Annotated in this window: 15 protein-coding genes; 1 reads left to right on the top strand and 14 read right to left on the bottom strand. The window is 47.3% G+C overall.

The window, feature by feature from the left end:
• Nucleotides 1–41 precede the first annotated feature (41 nt).
• From ACHWTJ_RS07155 to gltB, 14 genes are all read right to left on the bottom strand, one after another.
• Nucleotides 42–974, bottom strand: a complete 933-nt coding sequence (locus ACHWTJ_RS07155) for an alpha/beta hydrolase (protein ID WP_294745796.1) — start codon at nucleotides 972–974, stop codon at nucleotides 42–44.
• A 21-nt stretch (nucleotides 975–995) separates the two neighbouring features.
• On the bottom strand, nucleotides 996–1,337 hold the full coding sequence (locus tag ACHWTJ_RS07150; RefSeq protein ID WP_023468553.1) for a hypothetical protein: 342 nt from the start codon (nucleotides 1,335–1,337) through the stop codon (nucleotides 996–998).
• 15 nt (nucleotides 1,338–1,352) lie between these two features.
• Entirely contained in the window at nucleotides 1,353–2,363 is a 1,011-nt protein-coding gene (locus ACHWTJ_RS07145; RefSeq protein WP_394679314.1) for a S66 peptidase family protein, read from the bottom strand.
• Nucleotides 2,364–2,551: 188 nt separating this feature from the next.
• Entirely contained in the window at nucleotides 2,552–2,914 is a 363-nt protein-coding gene (locus tag ACHWTJ_RS07140; protein WP_294741101.1) for a DUF779 domain-containing protein, read from the bottom strand.
• 22 nt (nucleotides 2,915–2,936) lie between these two features.
• Nucleotides 2,937–4,457, bottom strand: coding sequence for an aldehyde dehydrogenase (adh, locus tag ACHWTJ_RS07135; protein WP_294741099.1), 1,521 nt, complete (start codon nucleotides 4,455–4,457; stop codon nucleotides 2,937–2,939).
• A gap of 196 nt (nucleotides 4,458–4,653) precedes the next feature.
• Nucleotides 4,654–5,178: a TraR/DksA C4-type zinc finger protein gene (locus tag ACHWTJ_RS07130; protein ID WP_294741098.1), complete on the bottom strand. Its 525-nt coding sequence runs from the start codon at nucleotides 5,176–5,178 to the stop codon at nucleotides 4,654–4,656.
• A gap of 68 nt (nucleotides 5,179–5,246) precedes the next feature.
• A complete protein-coding gene (locus ACHWTJ_RS07125) occupies nucleotides 5,247–6,044 on the bottom strand; it encodes a hypothetical protein (protein WP_294741096.1) in 798 nt (265 codons plus the stop codon).
• Nucleotides 6,045–6,309: 265 nt separating this feature from the next.
• On the bottom strand, nucleotides 6,310–7,452 hold the full coding sequence (locus ACHWTJ_RS07120) for a mannitol-1-phosphate 5-dehydrogenase (protein WP_294745790.1): 1,143 nt from the start codon (nucleotides 7,450–7,452) through the stop codon (nucleotides 6,310–6,312).
• A gap of 2 nt (nucleotides 7,453–7,454) precedes the next feature.
• Nucleotides 7,455–7,892, bottom strand: a complete 438-nt coding sequence (locus ACHWTJ_RS07115) for a PTS sugar transporter subunit IIA (RefSeq protein ID WP_294750377.1) — start codon at nucleotides 7,890–7,892, stop codon at nucleotides 7,455–7,457.
• Between the two features lie 34 nt (nucleotides 7,893–7,926).
• On the bottom strand, nucleotides 7,927–9,357 hold the full coding sequence (locus ACHWTJ_RS07110) for a PTS mannitol transporter subunit IICB (RefSeq protein WP_050678286.1): 1,431 nt from the start codon (nucleotides 9,355–9,357) through the stop codon (nucleotides 7,927–7,929).
• Nucleotides 9,358–9,550: 193 nt separating this feature from the next.
• Complete coding sequence (locus tag ACHWTJ_RS07105; protein WP_294750375.1) at nucleotides 9,551–11,563, bottom strand: BglG family transcription antiterminator; 2,013 nt, start codon at nucleotides 11,561–11,563, stop codon at nucleotides 9,551–9,553.
• The gene (locus tag ACHWTJ_RS07100) at nucleotides 11,556–11,849 is read right to left on the bottom strand and encodes a hypothetical protein (RefSeq protein ID WP_294745780.1); all 294 of its coding nucleotides are present in this window, start codon (nucleotides 11,847–11,849) and stop codon (nucleotides 11,556–11,558) included. The genes ACHWTJ_RS07105 and ACHWTJ_RS07100 overlap by 8 nt, the downstream gene beginning before the upstream one ends.
• Before the next feature lie 158 nt (nucleotides 11,850–12,007).
• Nucleotides 12,008–13,474, bottom strand: a complete 1,467-nt coding sequence (locus ACHWTJ_RS07095; RefSeq protein WP_394679313.1) for a glutamate synthase subunit beta — start codon at nucleotides 13,472–13,474, stop codon at nucleotides 12,008–12,010.
• The gene (gltB, locus tag ACHWTJ_RS07090) at nucleotides 13,471–17,943 is read right to left on the bottom strand and encodes a glutamate synthase large subunit (RefSeq protein ID WP_394679312.1); all 4,473 of its coding nucleotides are present in this window, start codon (nucleotides 17,941–17,943) and stop codon (nucleotides 13,471–13,473) included. Before gltB ends, ACHWTJ_RS07095 begins: the two co-directional genes overlap by 4 nt.
• A gap of 294 nt (nucleotides 17,944–18,237) precedes the next feature.
• On the opposite strand from gltB, the gene ACHWTJ_RS07085 reads away from it, so the two are divergent.
• Nucleotides 18,238–19,080 (top strand): transporter substrate-binding domain-containing protein, encoded by an 843-nt coding sequence (locus ACHWTJ_RS07085; RefSeq protein ID WP_294741083.1) that lies wholly within the window; start codon nucleotides 18,238–18,240, stop codon nucleotides 19,078–19,080.

Here is a 19,080-nt window from a genome sequence, read left to right as displayed (position 1 = left end):
TTGATTTATGATATTAATATAGCGGGTAACAAACTGAGTTGTCAATCATTTCGCAAGATGTTACGCACGAACTTCTCAACGACATCATCATACAATGCCGGATCCTCGAAATAGGCCATCGCATGAGCGGCATTCGGAATGACGACGAGCTCTTTATCCGTTGGACAAGCTTCATACAGCTCATACACCATGTCTGTCGGTACGAACGTATCCGCCCCACCATGGATGAACAAAATCGGTACTTGTGCCTTTTTGACCTGTTTCAGCGCTGATGCTTCCCGGAACGTGTAACCTGCCTTTAACTTCGTCAATACACTCGTCATGCCTAAGAACGGGAAGTGTGGTAGACGGTACATCCGCTTCATCTGATACGCAAGAACTGCATTGACGGACGTATAGGCACAATCAGAAATAATTCCTTTGATTTGTGGTGGGAGTCGTTCGCCACTCGTCATCAATACGGTCGCTCCTCCCATCGAAACTCCGTGCAAGAACAGTTTCGCATCCTGTCCAATCCGTTCAATCAGATAGTTCGACCAACTGAGACAATCCTCCCGGTCATGCCATCCGAATCCGATATAGTGACCGTCACTCATCCCATGTCCTCGATTATCCGGCATCATGACGTGGAAACCAGCCTGATGGTACAGATAAGCAAATCCAGCCAAATCCGTTCCGACTCCTCCATACCCATGCACGAGAATGACGATCCGATCTGACGGAACAGGAGACGGAAGGAAATGTCCGCGTAACGTCAAACCATCTTTCGCTTCAATCTCGATCCGCTCAAGCGGTTGCTCTTTGATCCACGTCTGTCCAGGTTGCATTAATCGGACCATCTCGTCACTCAAATCCCGATTATTCGATAAGAAAGGCTTCGGATTCGTGGCGATTGCCATCTCATAAAAATAATAACTCGCTGCTACTAATCCGGATCCGATGATTCCGATTCCAATTTTTGTTCTACGACGCATCTGCCCCACTCCTTCTTTCCGTTATAGCTCGATCTTCAGTTGAGCAGCATGGTCATCCTCTTCATCCTGCAAGACTTGTTGACGTAATCGTTGTTCCTGTTGCTGACGCCGGTAGGCGAATTCTTGTACGAGCTCTGTACCCGTGAATCCATCTTCGACGAGTTCGCTCAATAAATCCGTTTCTGTCTCGACGACCTCCCCCGGTCGTCGCATGACGAGAACATCTCCGACTTGTGCAATCAGCAATTCATCTTCTAGACGAAGTGCATCGTAAAAGGGTTCCGGTAACGTCATTCGACGTGTCTCCGGGTTGATATGGACGCGTTTATAAACGCCTAATGCTTGAAACTTACGACGTGCCATTGCGTGCTCTCCTTTTTAGTTGAACGTCAGATCGATTCGTGAATCTTTTCCTTGAATACGAACCGTTCCCGTCGCTCCATTAATTAACGTCACCTGCGGCGGCTGATGACCAATATCAAGATCATATAAGACTGGTAAGCCCGTCTCATCCGTTAGATATTGATACACGTCTAGCCACGTCAGATCTTCAGAAATCTTTGCAGACGTACGACCAAATAAAAAGCCAGCCGCATGGTCGAACCAACCAGCATACGCCATTTGTCGCAACGTCCGGTGCACCTCTGCCGAATTCGCTTCAGACACCTCAAAGTACCAGAGGATCGGTTCACCGTTGATCTCTTCACGCTGGAAACGCTGTACATTGCCATACGGTGTCCCAACCAGATGGCGAATCGTCTCCAGACACCCACCAATTAAACGTCCCGTCACTTCCGTTCGCTCATCCAGTGCTTTCCATTCTGTCGCTTCCGTCAGCTGAAATAATGGACCTGTTGGCCGTTCTTCGTTTGTCCACTCAGGTTGATAACGATCTGAAGCCCACTGTGTGACGGTTCCTCCAGATGGCGTCGAGAGCACCCGTCGCCACGCACTTGTCGTCTCGTCCCATTCTTCACTCCGAAGCTCAACGAAATTCGGACCATGTGCTGTCGCGATTCCCGTCTGAAGCGTCAGACTGAGCAATAGCGTACTAATGTCGGAATAGCCAAGCAGCCATTTCGTTTGGTAAGTAGTTGGCGTCAACTCAGGTAAAAGATCAATGGCGCGCTCCCCACCAAATGGCGGGATGACAGCATCAATCGTCTCATCCGTCATCATATGATTTAATTCTTCGGCGCGTTGTTTGACCGGCGCACTCTCAGCAAGTTGATGCGACCAAATCGTTTCACCCAAACGGACGTTCATTTGCCGTGCTTGTACCTGTTCAACTGCTCGTTCGACCCATTCTTGTTGCTGTTCACGTAATCCGGAGGAGGGCGCCGTCACTCCGATCGTTTGACCTGTCCAACCTAAAAATGGATATTTCATGGTGACCCCCTATAATGTCATAGTATGAAGCTATCTTCTCGTCAAAATATGAGTTCATTATACCGTTCTTATGCCGCTTTACCAACTTTTATCCTGTTCGAACGTCGTGATACGAACAAAAAACACGATTCCGTACAAGTGACCTGAATGAACAAGCCACCTCGACGAAACCGTGTATGATTCTTTCATTAGCTTGATGATGATAGTTCAGCGTACTCCTCTTGCGTGAACGCACGGGAGCGTGTCAAAAAACGTTTCCCTTCGACACCCTCAAGAGAGAACATTCCGCCTCGACCATCCACTACATCAATGATGAGTTGCGTATGTTTCCAATACTCATATTGATCTTCATGAATATAAAACGGACAACCACCGATCTCTCCCAGTTTTTTATCCTGATCTCCTAGGAATAGATCACCCTGTGCAAAACACATCGGGGAACTGCCATCGCAACAACCACCAGATTGATGAAACATCAACGGACCGTGTTTTTCTCTCAACTGGTCGATTAACTCTAGACAAGCTGCTGTCGCCTGAACACGTTCCACCATTTGTTTCCACGTCCTTTCCGACTTAGAAGAAACCAAGTTTATTCGGGTTGTAGCTGACGAGTAGGTTTTTCGTCCGTTGGTAATGATTAAGCATCATCTTATGATTTTCACGTCCGATACCTGACATTTTGTAACCACCAAACGCCGCGTGAGCTGGATATTGGTGATAACAGTTCGTCCAGACGCGCCCTGCTTCGATCGCACGACCAAACCGGTAAGCACGATTCATGTCGCGCGTCCAAACACCAGCACCAAGACCGTACAACGTATCATTCGCAATTTCGAGCGCTTCTTCTTCCGTCTTGAACGTCGTGACCGACAGGACCGGACCGAAAATTTCTTCTTGGAAGATTCGCATCTTATTGTGTCCTTTGAAGATCGTTGGCTGGATATAATATCCTTCTGCGAGATCCCCTTCGAGCATGTTGCGTTCTCCACCGATGAGACACTCCGCGCCTTCCGACTTACCGATTTCAAGATATGAAAGGATTTTCTCCATCTGTTCGTTCGAAGCTTGAGCACCCATCATGACGTCCGCATCAAGAGGATTTCCGATCTTGATGGCTTTGACACGCTCTAGAACACGTTCCATGAACGGTTCGTAAATCGATTCTTGAATCAAGGCACGCGACGGACACGTACAGACTTCTCCTTGGTTCAACGCGAACATCAGTAATCCTTCGATTGCTTTATCGAAGAAGGCATCATCCGCCTGCATGATATCCTCAAAGAAGATGTTCGGGGATTTCCCGCCGAGCTCGAGAGTGACCGGAATCAAGTTTTGTGATGCGTACTGCATGATCAAACGTCCTGTCGTCGTCTCACCCGTAAAGGCGATTTTTGCGATTCGTTTGCTTGAAGCGAGCGGTTTCCCTGCCTCGAGACCAAATCCATTGACGATGTTCACGACACCCGGTGGCAATAGATCTTCAACAAGTTCCATGAGTACCATGATGCTCGCTGGTGTTTGTTCTGCTGGTTTTAGAACGACACAGTTTCCTGCTGCGAGAGCAGGTGCTAATTTCCAGACAGCCATCAGGAGTGGGAAGTTCCACGGAATGATTTGACCAACGACGCCAAGTGGCTCATGGAAGTGATACGCTACCGTGTCTTGATCGAGTTCGCCAACTGAACCTTCTTGGGCACGGATGACGCCGGCGAAATAACGGAAGTGATCGATCGCGAGCGGTAGATCGGCGTTGAGTGTCTCACGGACAGCTTTCCCGTTCTCAAGTGTCTCTGCATAAGCGAGCATCTCGAGGTTTTCTTCCATTCGATTCGCGATTTTATTTAAAATGTTTGAGCGTTCCGTTACGGATGTTTTCCCCCATGCTTCTTTCGCGGCGTGTGCTGCGTCAAGAGCGAGTTCGATGTCTTCCTTAGTAGAACGAGCGACTTGGCACAATACTTTACCAGTGACAGGTGTCACATTATCAAAATATTCTCCCCCGACAGGTGCCGTCCACTTTCCATTAATGTAATTTTCATACCGTTCCTTGTACTGTACTTTTGACCCTTGCTTGTTCGGAATGTCATAAATCATGCGTTTTTTCCTCCCTCAACTAAAATGGTCAAGCAGTGAGACGGATGCTTGTATGCGCTTACATTTTAATATAGGCTAAAACAGCCCCCTCGATACCATCGTACCAAATTTAAATGAAAAGTCAAAAAATTCCGGTAAATATCTGTGGTTTTTTTCGAGAAAAAAACATCTCCATTTTCGGGAGATGTTTTGCCGGTCAAGACCGTGTCGGGTCAATGCCGTCTTCTTGGTCAGACGGTGTATCGGAACTACCGAAATCACTTACTTTCGAGAATCCATCCGTATCCCCGTCGATGTCTTTCCCGCGGGCTGTGACAGATGGATCCAGGACATCTTCTTCGCTTGGTCGCGAATTCGGATCGTTCTCGTTTTGTTCTGCTTCTTCCTGAGCATGCTCGATACATAATAACGTTTCCGGAATGATATCAAGACGTTCGATCTCGATGTCTTTTCCACAGACTTCACAAGTACCATACGTTCCGTCCTCGATTGCTTTTAGGGCACGATCCACATCAGAGAGCATATCCTCTTGCATGTCCGTGATCGCTTGATCGCGTTCCCGTAAGAATAATTCATCGCCGGAATCGGCAGGATGATTATCATAACTCGACAATTCGCCTTCATCGTAATCGGTATCCCGTTGTTCAATGTTTGATGTCGTCTTTTCTTTTTCCTTTAATAATCGTTGCTTGAATTCTTCTGTCTGCTGTTTAGATAACATGATTGTTCGACTCCCCTTCGTTAGAACCTCTGTTAAGAATGTAGCCTATTCGAAGAAGAGTTAAACCATTACGAACACTTATAAGAACGAATTGATCCATGAAGATCACAGATGACCGTCATACATTCATTCCCATCGTTAAAACAAATTTGATGTGATCGTCCGTTCTTGGATGTCGTGATGTCATCGATCCACAGTTGTGAAGCATCTGCCGAAGAAAGCATCGCGATTTTGTCACGAATCAAAAACAAGTCAAACGGTAACAGATTCAAGGATTGAATTGTTAACCCATGTTTACGAAAGAGTGGATCAAGCTGGTATTGCGAAAGACTATATAAAGATTTTTCCGTCCCACCAATCAGTAGTTGAATCGAATGTGACGGTTCATGGCTGTCAATTCGTTCCTTATGCAGGATGATTCGTCCGCGAACGCCTGATTCATCAAATATACGTTGTGTATCCTCTTGCGAAAACCGAGTCCCTCCTTCTTTGACCTTCAGCACGATATGCGCAAACTCCGCAAAGTCTGGTTTACCGATTTCGAGAGCAGGGATGTGACGTACTTCTTCACGTTCGATGATTTCGATTAAGTCCTGCTCGACTTGAAGACTGACCGTACCTGTTGAAAAGACGCGGACATCCATTACGAATTGATCAAGTACTGCATTCACTTCGATCGTGTACGTTAAATCTAGGTTTTTTTCTTGTTCAATTAATAGACGATTTAAGATGAGTTGATGCAGTAAATGGACTGGGGTACGTGATGAAAACTGACTCGAATAAATCAAATGCTTCGATCCAGATCCCTTTGTCGCTTTTGGTCGTGCTCCGTTTAATCTATATACGTTTACTTTATAATTCAACATATGTTCACCTTCTCTTACCTGAAAAATCGGAATAGAGATGTTCCGTTTATATAGCGTACAATGTATTTCAATCGTTAAATATTCGTTTTCGAATATTCCAAATTGAATATACAAATTGGAATCAATTTGTGTTAGTACATTCTTTATTATAAATGATGCATTTTACCTTCTGAATTTCGTATCACACGAATCCATTTTATCCAAACAATGTAAAAACACCTTATACATAATGTAAAAGGTGTTCATCATGCTATATGAATAAAACTTAAGCGATCGAATTGACTTCCTGTTGCATCGCTTCATAATGTTCAACAATTCGAGATCCGAGTGGATCCGTTGCGGACAATTTAAGATATGCGTTCAGCGCATCTTCGATTCCATGTTTTGTGATATACGCATTCAATTCAGAAGATTCTGAATCATTTGGATCGAAATAGGTCAGGGCTGCTGCGATCCCGCGCGCTAATCCATCTGCTTCAATCCCACGCTCCATCAATTCCTTCGCTGGTTTGACGAGTCGATCACTTGGACTCAGTTTACGAATCGGTGAACGAGCGACACGAATGATTTCATCATGAATTCGCGGGTTTTCAAAGCGCTTCATATTCTTTTGGATATATGCACTATGGTCAACCGGGTTAAAGCCGTACTTTTCAAGTAACAACCATCCTGTTTCGTAAAGGGCTGTCTGGACTCCTCGTCGGATGCGAGGATCCGTTAAACTTTCAGCAATCGTCTCTTTATGAAATAATGCTCCAAGGTACGAAGCAATCGCATGTCCTGTATTGACTGTGAACAGTTTCCGCTCGATGAACGGTTCGATATTTTCAACATACGTAACGCCTTCGATCCGTGGATAGGCTTCTGGTAATCCAGTCGTCTCAATCACCCATTCGAAAAATTCCTCCACTTCGACGTACAGAGGGTCTTCATGATGCTGAAGCGGCACGATCCGGTCAACCGCTGCATTCGGAAAATACCAATTCTCCTCTACCTGCTGATGTTTCGCCACCTCTGCTTGCAAGTGTTTTGACCCACCAATCATGTTCTCACACGCGATGACGTAGACAGGTGTCTGTTGATCACGTTGATGTAACCCTTCCGCGATCAAAGGAGCTACTTTCGACAACAAGCTCGGACCGACAGCTGTTGTAATCACATCTGCATCGCGAATCGCTGCAATGACTTGATCCGGTTCAGACAAACTGTTGAGCGCCGTTACGCCGTCGACTCTTTCACGTCCCCCTTGTTCAGAGGCATACCCTACTTCGTAGGTATGTCTCGTTTTTAATGCATCGACGACCGTCGTATTGACATCTACGAAACAGACTTCGTAACCCGTCTTGACGAGTTGTAACCCGATGAACCCACGTCCGATGTTACCGGCACCAAAATGGATAGCTTTCATGGTTACACCTCCGCTGTCAATAAGGCGATGATTTCTTCTTTTGATGTCGCTGCCACGATACGCGCGACGTTCTCCTCATCGGAGCAAATGACCGCGATATTCGATAGCAACTCGAGGTGTTCGTCCCCAACGCCAGCGATGCCGATGACGAGTCGTGCTTGTTCCGTTCCGAACGCTACGCCTTGCGGTACTTGTAGAATCGATAGTCCTGTTTTCTTGACCTGCGATTTAGCCGACTCTGTTCCGTGTGGAATCGCGACATGGTTGCCGATGTAGACCGTTGATAAAGCGTGACGCTCCTGCATTGAATCGATATAACCGGCTTCGACATATCCGTGATCGACGAGAAGTTGACCGGCAGCCGTAATGGCTGCCGTCTCGTCTGCGAATTGTTGGTCCAGTAATACGAGTTCCGGTGAAAGGTTCATTGTCGTTGTCATGTTTATTCCTCCTTGAATATCTCTATCTTTATTTTTATGAAATCTTGTTCCGTGCTGTTTCGATCTCATGGACGAGCTGGTCATAATATCCGGCATTCAAGAAATTATCGACTGATCGGTGTTCTGCCGTTGGGACCTGCTCCATCGCTCGCTCCGTCAAATCACGATGCGTGATGATTAGTTCAGCGTTTTGTGGCAATTGACTGATCGACGTATTCGTCACTTTGATCGGTAAGCCCGCTTTGTTGATTTTATTGCGAAGGACGGATGCCCCCATTGCACTCGAACCCATACCAGCGTCACAAGCGAAGATGATATGTTCGACTTCCGCAAGTGGTTTAGCATCAGCTGAAACGAGTGTCGAGGCAATCGATTGTTTGCCTTTCATCGCACTGACGTTCGCGCTTGCTTCTTCAAGTGATGTCTCTTTTGCTTTGCTTGTTTTCAATAAGACAGTCGAGACAACGAATGTCACAGATGCTGAAACAAGGACACCGGCGATCAATCCGACGTAAGAACCGCGGGATGCCATCGCAAGGACAGCGATGATACTACCTGGTGAAGCAGGTGCGACTAAACCGACATCAAATAGGACGAATGTGAGGATTCCACTCATACCACCTGCGATCATTGCAAGCAATAAGACCGGCTTCATCAAGACATACGGGAAGTAAATTTCGTGAATCCCACCGATGAACTGAATGAACGCAGCACCCGGTGCTGTTTTCTTTGCTGCACCAGAACCGAAGAACGAGTAAGCGAGTAACAATCCGAGACCCGGACCTGGGTTGGCTTCGAGTAGGAACAGTACCGATTTTCCTGCTTCATTTACTTGATCGAGACCAAGTGGGCTTAAGATGCCGTGGTTGATGGCGTTATTTAAGAATAAAATTTTCGCTGGTTCGATGAACAAACTAGCAAGCGGTAATAAGTGTGCACTGACGATCGCACCAACTGCTGCAGCCATGATGTCGTCAAGACCTGTCATGAGTGGTCCGAATACTTTGAATCCACCGAGCATCAACAACCCACCGATGATCCCGACCGAGAAATTGTTGACGAGCATCTCAAGACCTGGTTTGATTTTTCCTTCGATCAACTGATCGAACTTTTTGATGACGTATCCGCCAAGTGGTCCCATGATCATGGCACCGAGGAACATCGGAATCTCTGTTCCGACGATGACCCCCATCGTCGCGAGCGTCCCGACGACGCCTCCTCTGACGTCATGCATTAATTTCCCGCCCGTGTATCCGATCAGTAACGGTAAAAGATAGGTGATTGTCGGACCGACGAGTTCACCGAGTTCCTTATTTGGTGCCCATCCAGTTGGGATGAACAGTGCCGTGATGATCCCCCAGGCGATGAATGCACCGATGTTCGGCATGACCATACCGCTTAAAAAGCTTCCGAACCGTTGAACTTGTACACGGATGCCCCGTGCTCCATTTTGAGCTGTCGCCATTGCGTTAGCCTCCATTTCGTGTATGAGTTGATAAGATGATTGCTTTGCTATGACCTTATTGTAAGAGTACTGCAAGCGCTTACTCAATCTTTCCTAGTTCAGTCTTTGTCCAAGAAGTTGGACAGACTGAAAAGAAGCCTGCTTGACATAAAAAAATCCCTGTCACTTCAGGAATGGAGTGACAGGGATTTTTTCAAGTGTGACCTAGGAATTGATCAATGACCGTTCGAAACGTTCGATTCAAAAGCAGACGAATCGTCTGTTCCTCTCCGAACTCGAATTGATCCATTTGTTCGGGACTCTCGATGATCGCAGCACTGATCGAACTGAGTAATTCAAGTAGTTCATTCGATGTCTCTTCCGGTGCGACCAAGACGAGGAGCCGTTCGACGGATTGTAACTGTTGATCCATTCCGAGCAAGTCGATCGGTTCAGGCAATTCAAAGATGAGGAATCCCCCTCGTTGAATCGTCGCATCGCGTCCGTGAAACAGCGCAAGCCGCGTTCCCGGAATACCAAGACCTGACATCTCATGACGACGTAGCAATTGTCCAGAGAGCGAAACAGCTGACTTCGCCAATCCTTGCTCGACCATGCGTGTACTGATCTCAAACAAGAGCGATTCAATCCCATCGCCCACCCGCTCTAACCGTTCCATTCGGAATCCGTCCGATACTTGAATGGACGATGCAACGAGCCGATGCAATTGCTCAAGTTCGAGCCATTCCGTTTTCGTCTTTCGCGGTGCCGGCTGAAAGGATTTAGGCAAGGCGAGAATTAATTTCCGAATCCGTTCGACCTCATCCTGAGGAAGCAATGGGTTGACGAGAAGATGTGGTGGACGAATGTCAGGCAATGGTACAGTCGACAATACAAAGTCGTACGAGTCGATTGGTAACCGTTCGATGCCAAACAGGGATGAGTTATCGATGTGCTCGAGTTCAGCGAATTCTTGCCGTAGCCTATTCATCAGTAACTTCGAGGAACCGAGTCCAGCAGAGCAAACGACTAGAACACGATATGGAAGTTTTGGTGTCGGTTTGCTGAGAACGGCACCGAAATGCATGACCCAAAATGCTAAATCTACGTCTTCAAATGTCGCATCAGTGAAGATCGACAGTGCTGCTTGTTTGACCGCATCGAACAAGCGCGGATATTCCCGTTCGATTTGTTTGATGACATAGGACGGATTGACACTATTTTGACGGGTGTACGATTGAATATGCGAGACGAGTCCACGTTCTAGCGCATGATCCTTGGTAAAGTTCGTTCCATATAGTAAGGAGACATGCTCAATCAATCGTTTTACACGAAGGCGTGTGACGAGTTCTTCCGTATCTCCTGCGTCCGATTGAAAAAAAGCACGCAATTCTTCTGATAACCATTGGCGTTCGGCAATCGACAACGTGTCAGGTAATCGTTCTTCGACGCGTTCCACCCATTTGAGGATTTCGACCGGATATGCTTTTAACTCGTAACGCATTGGAAACTGATCTTTGCGTAACGCTTGTAACGCTAAGCTGAGTGTCGCACGCATGATTTGTCGGTCATTGAGGCGCCCTTCTTTCGTCAATGGCGCTATGACCGCGTACGCTTGATTGATCATCTCAAGCCAGGATGTTCGATTCATGCGTAACAGATGAGGTAATTGCCCAGCGTCGCCTTGTAACAATCGATAGAAAGCGAGAACATCCCATTGCGTAAAAATCAATGAAATCAGTAAACGGCGTTTGTTGATTTCTTCGCCGACGACTTCGGCACCAATCCCTTTTTTGCGCTTGATTTCAAGGTCATATTGTAGAAACCACTCATCAATCCGCTCTAAATCCTGGCTAACCGTGCTCGGAGCCACATACATCGCATGGGCGATTGCCTGTAATTTGACCATCCCTTCTTCTTGTAGTAGCCGATACGCTAACTCGACTTGACGATCTTCAGCGTTCGGTAATTGTTTATGTGATAACAAGAGTTGATCCCGTAATGCATGTTTGGCTTCGTCCGTTCCTTCAATTAAGAGGCCTCTGCCGCGGACATATGTCAAACGCAAATCATGATCTTCTAAAGACTGGGCAAGACGATCGCGTTCACGTTGAATCGTTCGTTCCGACGTCTCGAGCGTTTCCGCAATCTCTTGTATTTGAACAGGTTCCTCGCGTGATAAGAGAAAAAATAAGATATCATGTTCCCGTGGTGTAAATTCAGTCATGCAGCCTCACTCTTTTCTGCCAAGATTCGAGGATGACGTCATATTCAGTCGGATCAAGAATCCGATCGACTGGATAAACAGAACAATGTGTTTTCCATACGTGTCGATGGACGAGTTGTGTTTCTCCGACGATGAAAGATGCCTGATCAGGTAGTTCTGCGATCCGACATGTCTTGACGTCTGTCGTAATACCGCATTCAAGTAAGCGCTTTCTTAAAATCGTAGCCCCCATGATACTACTCGCCATTCCACTCTCACATACGAAATAGATGATTTCTGAATTCATTCGTCATACCTCCTCTTCATTTTATAAGAATAGCAGAAATATTTTCGATGTTTCACCTTGAAACAAAATCAATAGTTATTTTGGAACTGGCAGATTTCTTTGCCAAACACAAAAAAGCCTGGATTTCTGATAATGCCAGAAAATCCAGACGATGTAATTTAGCCGGTTTGTTGCATTGCTTTTAAATATTGTCCGACGGCTTCCGCTACTTCACGACCTTCGCGAATCGCCCAGACGATCAATGATTGACCCCGTCTTGCGTCACCTGCGGCAAATACACCTGGACGGTTCGTCGCGTAACGCGTCGTCTTGATTCTTCCTCGTTCCGACGCGACCATTAAATGTTCGAGTACATTCTCTTCGACACCACTGAATCCGATGGCGATCCAAACTTGATCGACCGGGAAGTAACGATCGCTCCCTTCGATTTCCTCGAAGATCACTGCCCCCGATTCATTTTTTGTTTTCGTCGTCTGAATCGTCCAGACACCGGTGACTTGACCCGATTCACTTGTTGTAAACCGTTTGATGGCGATCAAGTATTCACGGGGATCCCGACCGAATTGTTGAAAAGCTTCTGCGTACCCATAATCGATGGAGTAGAGTGACGGTGTATCGGGCCACATGTTGCCTGCTGCACGTGTCGTTCCCGGTTGTTCATGTTTACCGAATTGGACGACGGAGCGACAACGTTGACGGAGTGCTGTTGCCACACAGTCCGCTCCGGTATCGCCTCCACCGATGACGAGAATATCTTTATCTTTTGCGTCATGCTCAGCAGACAACGGTTCTTGCGAGAGCACGTGGCGTGTCACCCCTTTCAAATAATCCATCGCATAACCAACTCCACGCGTTGGCGCGTCCATCAATTTGCGTGGTTCCGTCGCGCCGACACATAAAATCACCGCGTCATATTCTGATTCAAGTGTCTCGAGTGTGATGTCTACACCGATCGTGACATTCGTCCGGAAGCGGATCCCTTCTGCTTCAAGCAAATCAACACGGCGCTGTACGACCTCTTTATCGAGTTTCATCGCTGGTATACCATATGTCAGTAATCCGCCGATCCGATCTTCCCGCTCATAGACCGTCACTTGGTGACCGGCTTGATTCAACTGATCGGCAGCCGCAAGACCGGCAGGACCCGAGCCGACAATGGCAATCGAACGTTTTGATCGTATTGCTGGAATTCGGGGCACGACCCATCCTTTTTCAAAGCCAATGTCGATGATCGTCCGTTCGATATCTTTGATCGCAACCGCAGGTTCATGAATCGACAACGTACACGATCCTTCACATGGCGCTGGGCAGACGCGACCTGTGAATTCCGGAAAATTATTCGTCTCAAGAAGGCGATCGAGTGCCTCTTGAAAGCGTCCTTCTTCTACGAGTAAGTTCCATTCCGGAATCAAGTTATAGACTGGACAACCAATCTTCACTTGATCAAATACTTCCCCTACATGGCAAAATGGGGTGCCGCAATCCATACATCGACTGGCTTGTTGACTCGCTTCTGCTTCCGTCAAAGCCGTCTTGTATTCCTTAAAATCACCCACTCGTTCGCTTGGATGTCGTTCCGTTCCACCCGAACGAGCAACTGTCATGAATTGATCGCGTCGTTTCATCGTACCCCTCCTGTTCTGCGCCCTAGATGTGTCTCAAATGCGAGCAACATCGCTTCTTCGGTGTTGTGTCCTTGTTTAGCGAAATCAGCCATCAACGTCGTCACTTTCTCATACGTCGAAGGAATGACGCGGATGAACGAATGAATGACATGATCCCAGTTCGCTAGAATCGCATCTCCCTGCTCACTTCCGGTCCGTGTGACGTGACGTTCGATGAACGTCTTCAGTCGCGCAATCTCTTCAACATGCGTGACAGGTCCCGTCGTAACAAGTTCTCGGTTGACACGTTGTAAAAATTGTTCCGGATGACGCGGCAAGACATAGGCGACACCACCTGACATACCGGCTGCAAAGTTTTTTCCGACATCGCCAAGGACAACGACGGATCCACCGGTCATATACTCGAGTCCATGGTTTCCGATTCCTTCGACGACGGCGACGGCTCCACTGTTTCGAACCGCAAATCGCTCACCTGCCTGACCGTTGACATAAAGTTCTCCACTCGTTGCCCCGTAAAGTGCAACATTACCAATGATCGACTGATCGGACGAGACGAACGAAATCGAACGTGGAGGATGAACGGCGATGATACCTCCGGACAAGCCTTTCCCGACGTAATCATTCGCTTCTCCCGTGACATCAAGCGTTACGCCGCGTGGTAAATACGCGCCTAAACTTTGTCCGGCAGATCCATTCAGTTCGAGTTTCAATCGATCCGTCGGCAGACCAAGAGCCCCAAATCGTCTTGTCAGCATGGCACCGGTCTGTGTTCCGATCGCACGGTCTGTATTTTGAATCGTTAAACGTAGTGTCTGAGGCTGACTGAAATCTGCCGACTCTAAATACGGCGCGATTTCACGCGCGTCAAAGGAACGCTCGACATGATGCTGTTGTTGTTCAGCCGGACCGTGTGTCACATGGACGAGTAGACGCGAAAAATCAAGACTCTTCGCTTTCCAATGCGTCCGTTGTCGCTCCGATGGTTCGAGTAGGTCCGTTCGCCCTACGAGGTCTTGCAGTCGTTTTACACCGAGTTTCGCTAAATGTTCTCGAACTTCCTCAGCAATGAACGTCATGAAATGGACGACGTCATCGGCAGATCCCGTGAATTTCTTACGGAGCTCTGGATCTTGTGTCGCGACACCTACAGGACACGTATCAAGATGACATGCACGCATCATGATACAGCCGACAGCGATGAGCGGCGCTGTCGCAAACCCATACTCATTCGCTCCGAGCATCGCGGCGAGGATGACGTCGCGACCAGTCAAGAGTTTTCCGTCGGTTTCAAGGACGACACGCTCGCGTAACCCATTTAATGTCAACGTTTGGTGGGTCTCAGCAAGACCAAGTTCCCATGGCAGTCCAGCATGTTGAATACTCGTCTTCGGCGAGGCACCCGTGCCGCCGTCATGACCACTGATGACGATGACGTCCGCAAGACCCTTCGCAACCCCAGCCGCGATCGTCCCAACGCCACCTTTTGCGACAAGTTTGACGCTAATCCGGGCTTGATCGTTCGCACGTTTTAAGTCATGAATCAACTGGGCCAAATCTTCAATCGAATAGATATCGTGATGTGGTGGGGGGGAAATCAATCCAACACCCGGTGTCGATGCACGCACCCGCGCAATCCACGGATAGACTTTTTCACCAGGTAATTGACCGCCTTCACCAGGTTTCGCACCTTGTGCCACCTTGATTTGTAATTCGTCCGCGTGAACGAGGTAATGACTCGTCACCCCAAAACGACCAGAAGCGATCTGCTTAATCCGACTCATCCGGAAGTCACCATTTTCATCCCGTTCGTACCGTTCCTCTTCTTCACCGCCTTCACCGCTATTACTCTTACCACCTAATCGGTTCATCGCGATCGCAAGCGTCTCGTGCGCTTCTTTAGATAACGAGCCGTAGGACATCGCACCCGTTTTGAAGTATTTAACGATTTCGCTGACAGGCTCGACTTCCTCGATCGGGATTGCCGTCGTCTCCTTGAACGTCAATAGATGTCGTAGCACCGTTACCGGTTCCTCCTGAATGCGTTGTGTATACTTTTGATAGAGCCGGTAATCATTCGTCCGGCATGCGTGTTGCAACAAATGAATCGTTGCTGGGTTGAAGGCATGATGTTCTCCCGCTTGACGGTACCGGAAGACACTGCCGGATTCTAAATGAATCCGTTCATCTGCAATTTGTTGTGCTCGGCGGACTTCTTCTTCCATTAGTTCAAGCGTCATTCCGCTTAATTGAGAAACCGTACCAGTGAAATGCTGTTCGATGACGGCGCGATCGATTCCGACTGCTTCAAAGATTTGCGCGCCCCGGTAGCTGAAGACCGTCGAAATGCCCATCTTCGACATGACTTTGACGACGCCTTCCGTGACTGCTTTTTGGTAACGTTTGTCGACATCCGTAAACCGATCGCCTACCGCTTCTTCAAGCGTCGCATATGCCAGGTACGGATAAATCGCATCCGCACCGTATCCGAGCAACATCGCGACATGATGGACTTCACGAATCTCTCCACCTTCAACGATTAAGCTGAGATTTGTACGTAATCCCTTGCGGATCAGCGCATGATGAATCGCACTCGTCACTAAAAGGATCGGCATCGGCAATGTACCGGGGCGTACGAGACGATCCGATAATGTCAATAATTCGTACCCATTCCGGGCAGCGGTTACAGCCTCATCAACGACCATTTCGAGCGCTTCTGCAAGCGAATCAGTAAACGTCGTCGAAATCGTTTTTTGCTTGAAGCCACTATGTTTAAGCGCATGGGCTTCGTCTGGTCGCAGAATCGGTGTCTCTAAGCGCACACGACGACAGTTCGCGCGGTTCGGCGTCAACAGCTCCCCTTGTCGACCAAGCCATGTCAGCGTCGAGGTGACAATCTCTTCGCGTAACGCGTCGATCGGTGGATTCGTGACTTGTGCGAACAGCTGTTTAAAATAACGGAACAAGGATTGAGGTCGTTCACTTAAGACCGCTAACGGTATATCCGTCCCCATCGCACCTAACGGATCCTTTTGTTCTTCGACGAGGGGGATCAGGTATTGATCGATATCTTCACGGGTATATCCGAAGTGTCGTTGTTTCGTACCAAGATCGACGAGCGTTTCCTTGAAGTCGTTACTTGAGAGGGACACGACTTCTTGAGCGAGCCATTCTGCGTAGGGGTGACGTGTCGCGAGTTCCCGTTTGATCTCTTCGTCTGCGATCAACTGACCGGACGCAAAATCGAGTAAAAGCAGTTCACCTGGTGCCAATCGTTTTTTGTACAAAATGTCTTGTTCACGAAGAGGGAGTACTCCTGCTTCTGACGACAACATGAAGTGACCATCGCGTAACAATACATATCGCGCTGGGCGTAAACCGTTTCGGTCAAGCGTCGCACCAATCTGTTTTCCGTTCGTAAAGACGATCGCAGACGGACCATCCCACGGTTCGATCATGCTGCTGTGGTACTCATAATACGCGCGCTTCGCAGGTCTGATCTCGGCATGTTCGAATGGTTCCGGTACGAGCATCAGTGCAGTCTCAGCGAGCGAGAGTCCGGACAGATGAAGAAACTCAAACGCATTATCAAGCATCGACGAGTCACTACCTGTCTCATCTAGAATCGGTAACACTTCCTCTGCCCGATTACCATACGTCGTCTCGGCCAGTCGACGTTCTCGACCGCGCATCGCCCGAATATTTCCTTGCAACGTATTGATTTCGCCGTTGTGAATCAAATAACGATTCGGATGGGCGCGTTTCCAACTCGGAAACGTATTCGTACTAAAACGCGAATGCACGATACCAAATCCTGATTGATAACGCTCGTCTCGTAAGTCATCGAAGTACGCGCGCAATTGATCCGTCGTCACGAGTCCTTTGTAAACAATTGTTTCACTCGAGCTACTCAGGACGTATTGTTCAAGACCGAGTTGCTCCGATTCACGTTCAAATGCGCGGCGAATCAAAAAGAGTGTTCGTTCAAATGTCAATCCTTCCATCGCCTGTGCACCTATAAAACATTGACGAATGACTGGCTCCGTGCGGCGAGCACCCGACCCAAGCACTTCTGACTGAACAGGTACAGTACGCCATCCTAAGACGTCTTGTCCTTCTGTCAAGATGATGGATTCTAATGTTCGTTCGAGTCGCATCCGTTCCCGTTCCTCACGTGGTAAGAACATCATGAAAACGCCATAATCCCCTTTTTTAGGGAAGGAAATGTGGCGAACCGTTTCACGAAACAAACGATCTGGTAATTGCGTTAAAATACCCGCCCCGTCTCCCGTCTTCGCATCGCTTCCTTGTCCACCACGATGTTCCATTTGACAAAGCATGGCCAATGCATGTTCAACAATTTCATGACTCGCTCGTCCTGTTTGATGTGCGTAAACCCCGATCCCGCACGCATCATGTTCCATACGAGGGTCGTATAATCCCTGCTGTTCAGGGTACTGATGAAATGTCATGGTAGCACTCTCCTTGCCTTCTTAATTTTCTGTATATTCAGTTAAATTATACTTTACACTCTTTTATGTTTATTCGCTACTATGCATAATCACCATTTTATTTAACCTTTGAAGATAGAAATACCATATATCAACATTGATAACGCTTACATAAACATGGATATTCATTCAATATTTTTTTTAGTTGAATTCTACACTTTGTGCGTGTATTACTTTGCCCGAACATAAGATTCCGTGGTATTTTTAACTATGAAAAGAGTTATTGATCATGGAAGTAGAGAGAGGAATCATACGATGAAAAAAACAATGCAATTTACGGGTCTCTTGATCGCAGGAAGCTCGATCTTATTAAGCGCATGTGGTCAGCAAGAGGAGAAGGCAACCGCATATGACAAGATTCAAAAAGATGGCACAATTGTTGTCGCGACGGCTGGTACACTTTTCCCGACATCTTACCATGAAGAGAAAAACAATAAGTTGACTGGATTTGATGTCGAAGTCGTCAAAGAAGTAGCAAAGCGTCTTGATTTGAAAGTGAAATTCAAAGAGATGTCATTCGACGGTATGTTGACAAGCGTCAATACAGGTCAAGTCGATCTCGCTGCTAACGACATTACGATCACCGATGATCGTAAAGAAAAATTCGCGTTCTCAAAACCATATAAATATACGTATGGTACGGCAATCGTCCGTAAAAGTGATTTATCAGGCATCAAGTCTCTTGAAGACTTGAAAGGTAAAAAAGCTGCCGGAGAAGCTACAACGACATATATGCAGATTGCTAAAAAATACGGTGCAAAAGAAATCACGTACGATAACGCGACGAACGATCAGTATCTACGAGATGTCTCAAATGGTCGAACAGACGTCATCTTGAATGATTACTACTTGCAAACACTCGCTGTCGATTTCTTCAAGGACTTCGATATTACGATTCATCCTGATATCGCTTATAATCCAAGTCAGGTTGGTTTAATCATGGATTTAGATAACAAGGAACTTCAATCCAACATTAACGAACAACTCGATAAAATGAAGGAAGATGGCACATTAAAGGAAATTTCGAAGCAATTCTATGCTGGAAAAGATGTTTCCCAAATGCCTGACGTCAAAACGACGATCGTTGATGTGAATTAA

The sequence above is a fragment of the uncultured Exiguobacterium sp. genome (assembly GCF_964277885.1).
In the GTDB taxonomy this organism is placed as follows: Bacteria; Bacillota; Bacilli; order Exiguobacteriales; family Exiguobacteriaceae; genus Exiguobacterium_A.
Note: the sequence above shows the minus strand (reverse complement) of the source record. Positions and strands in the feature narration are given on the sequence as shown.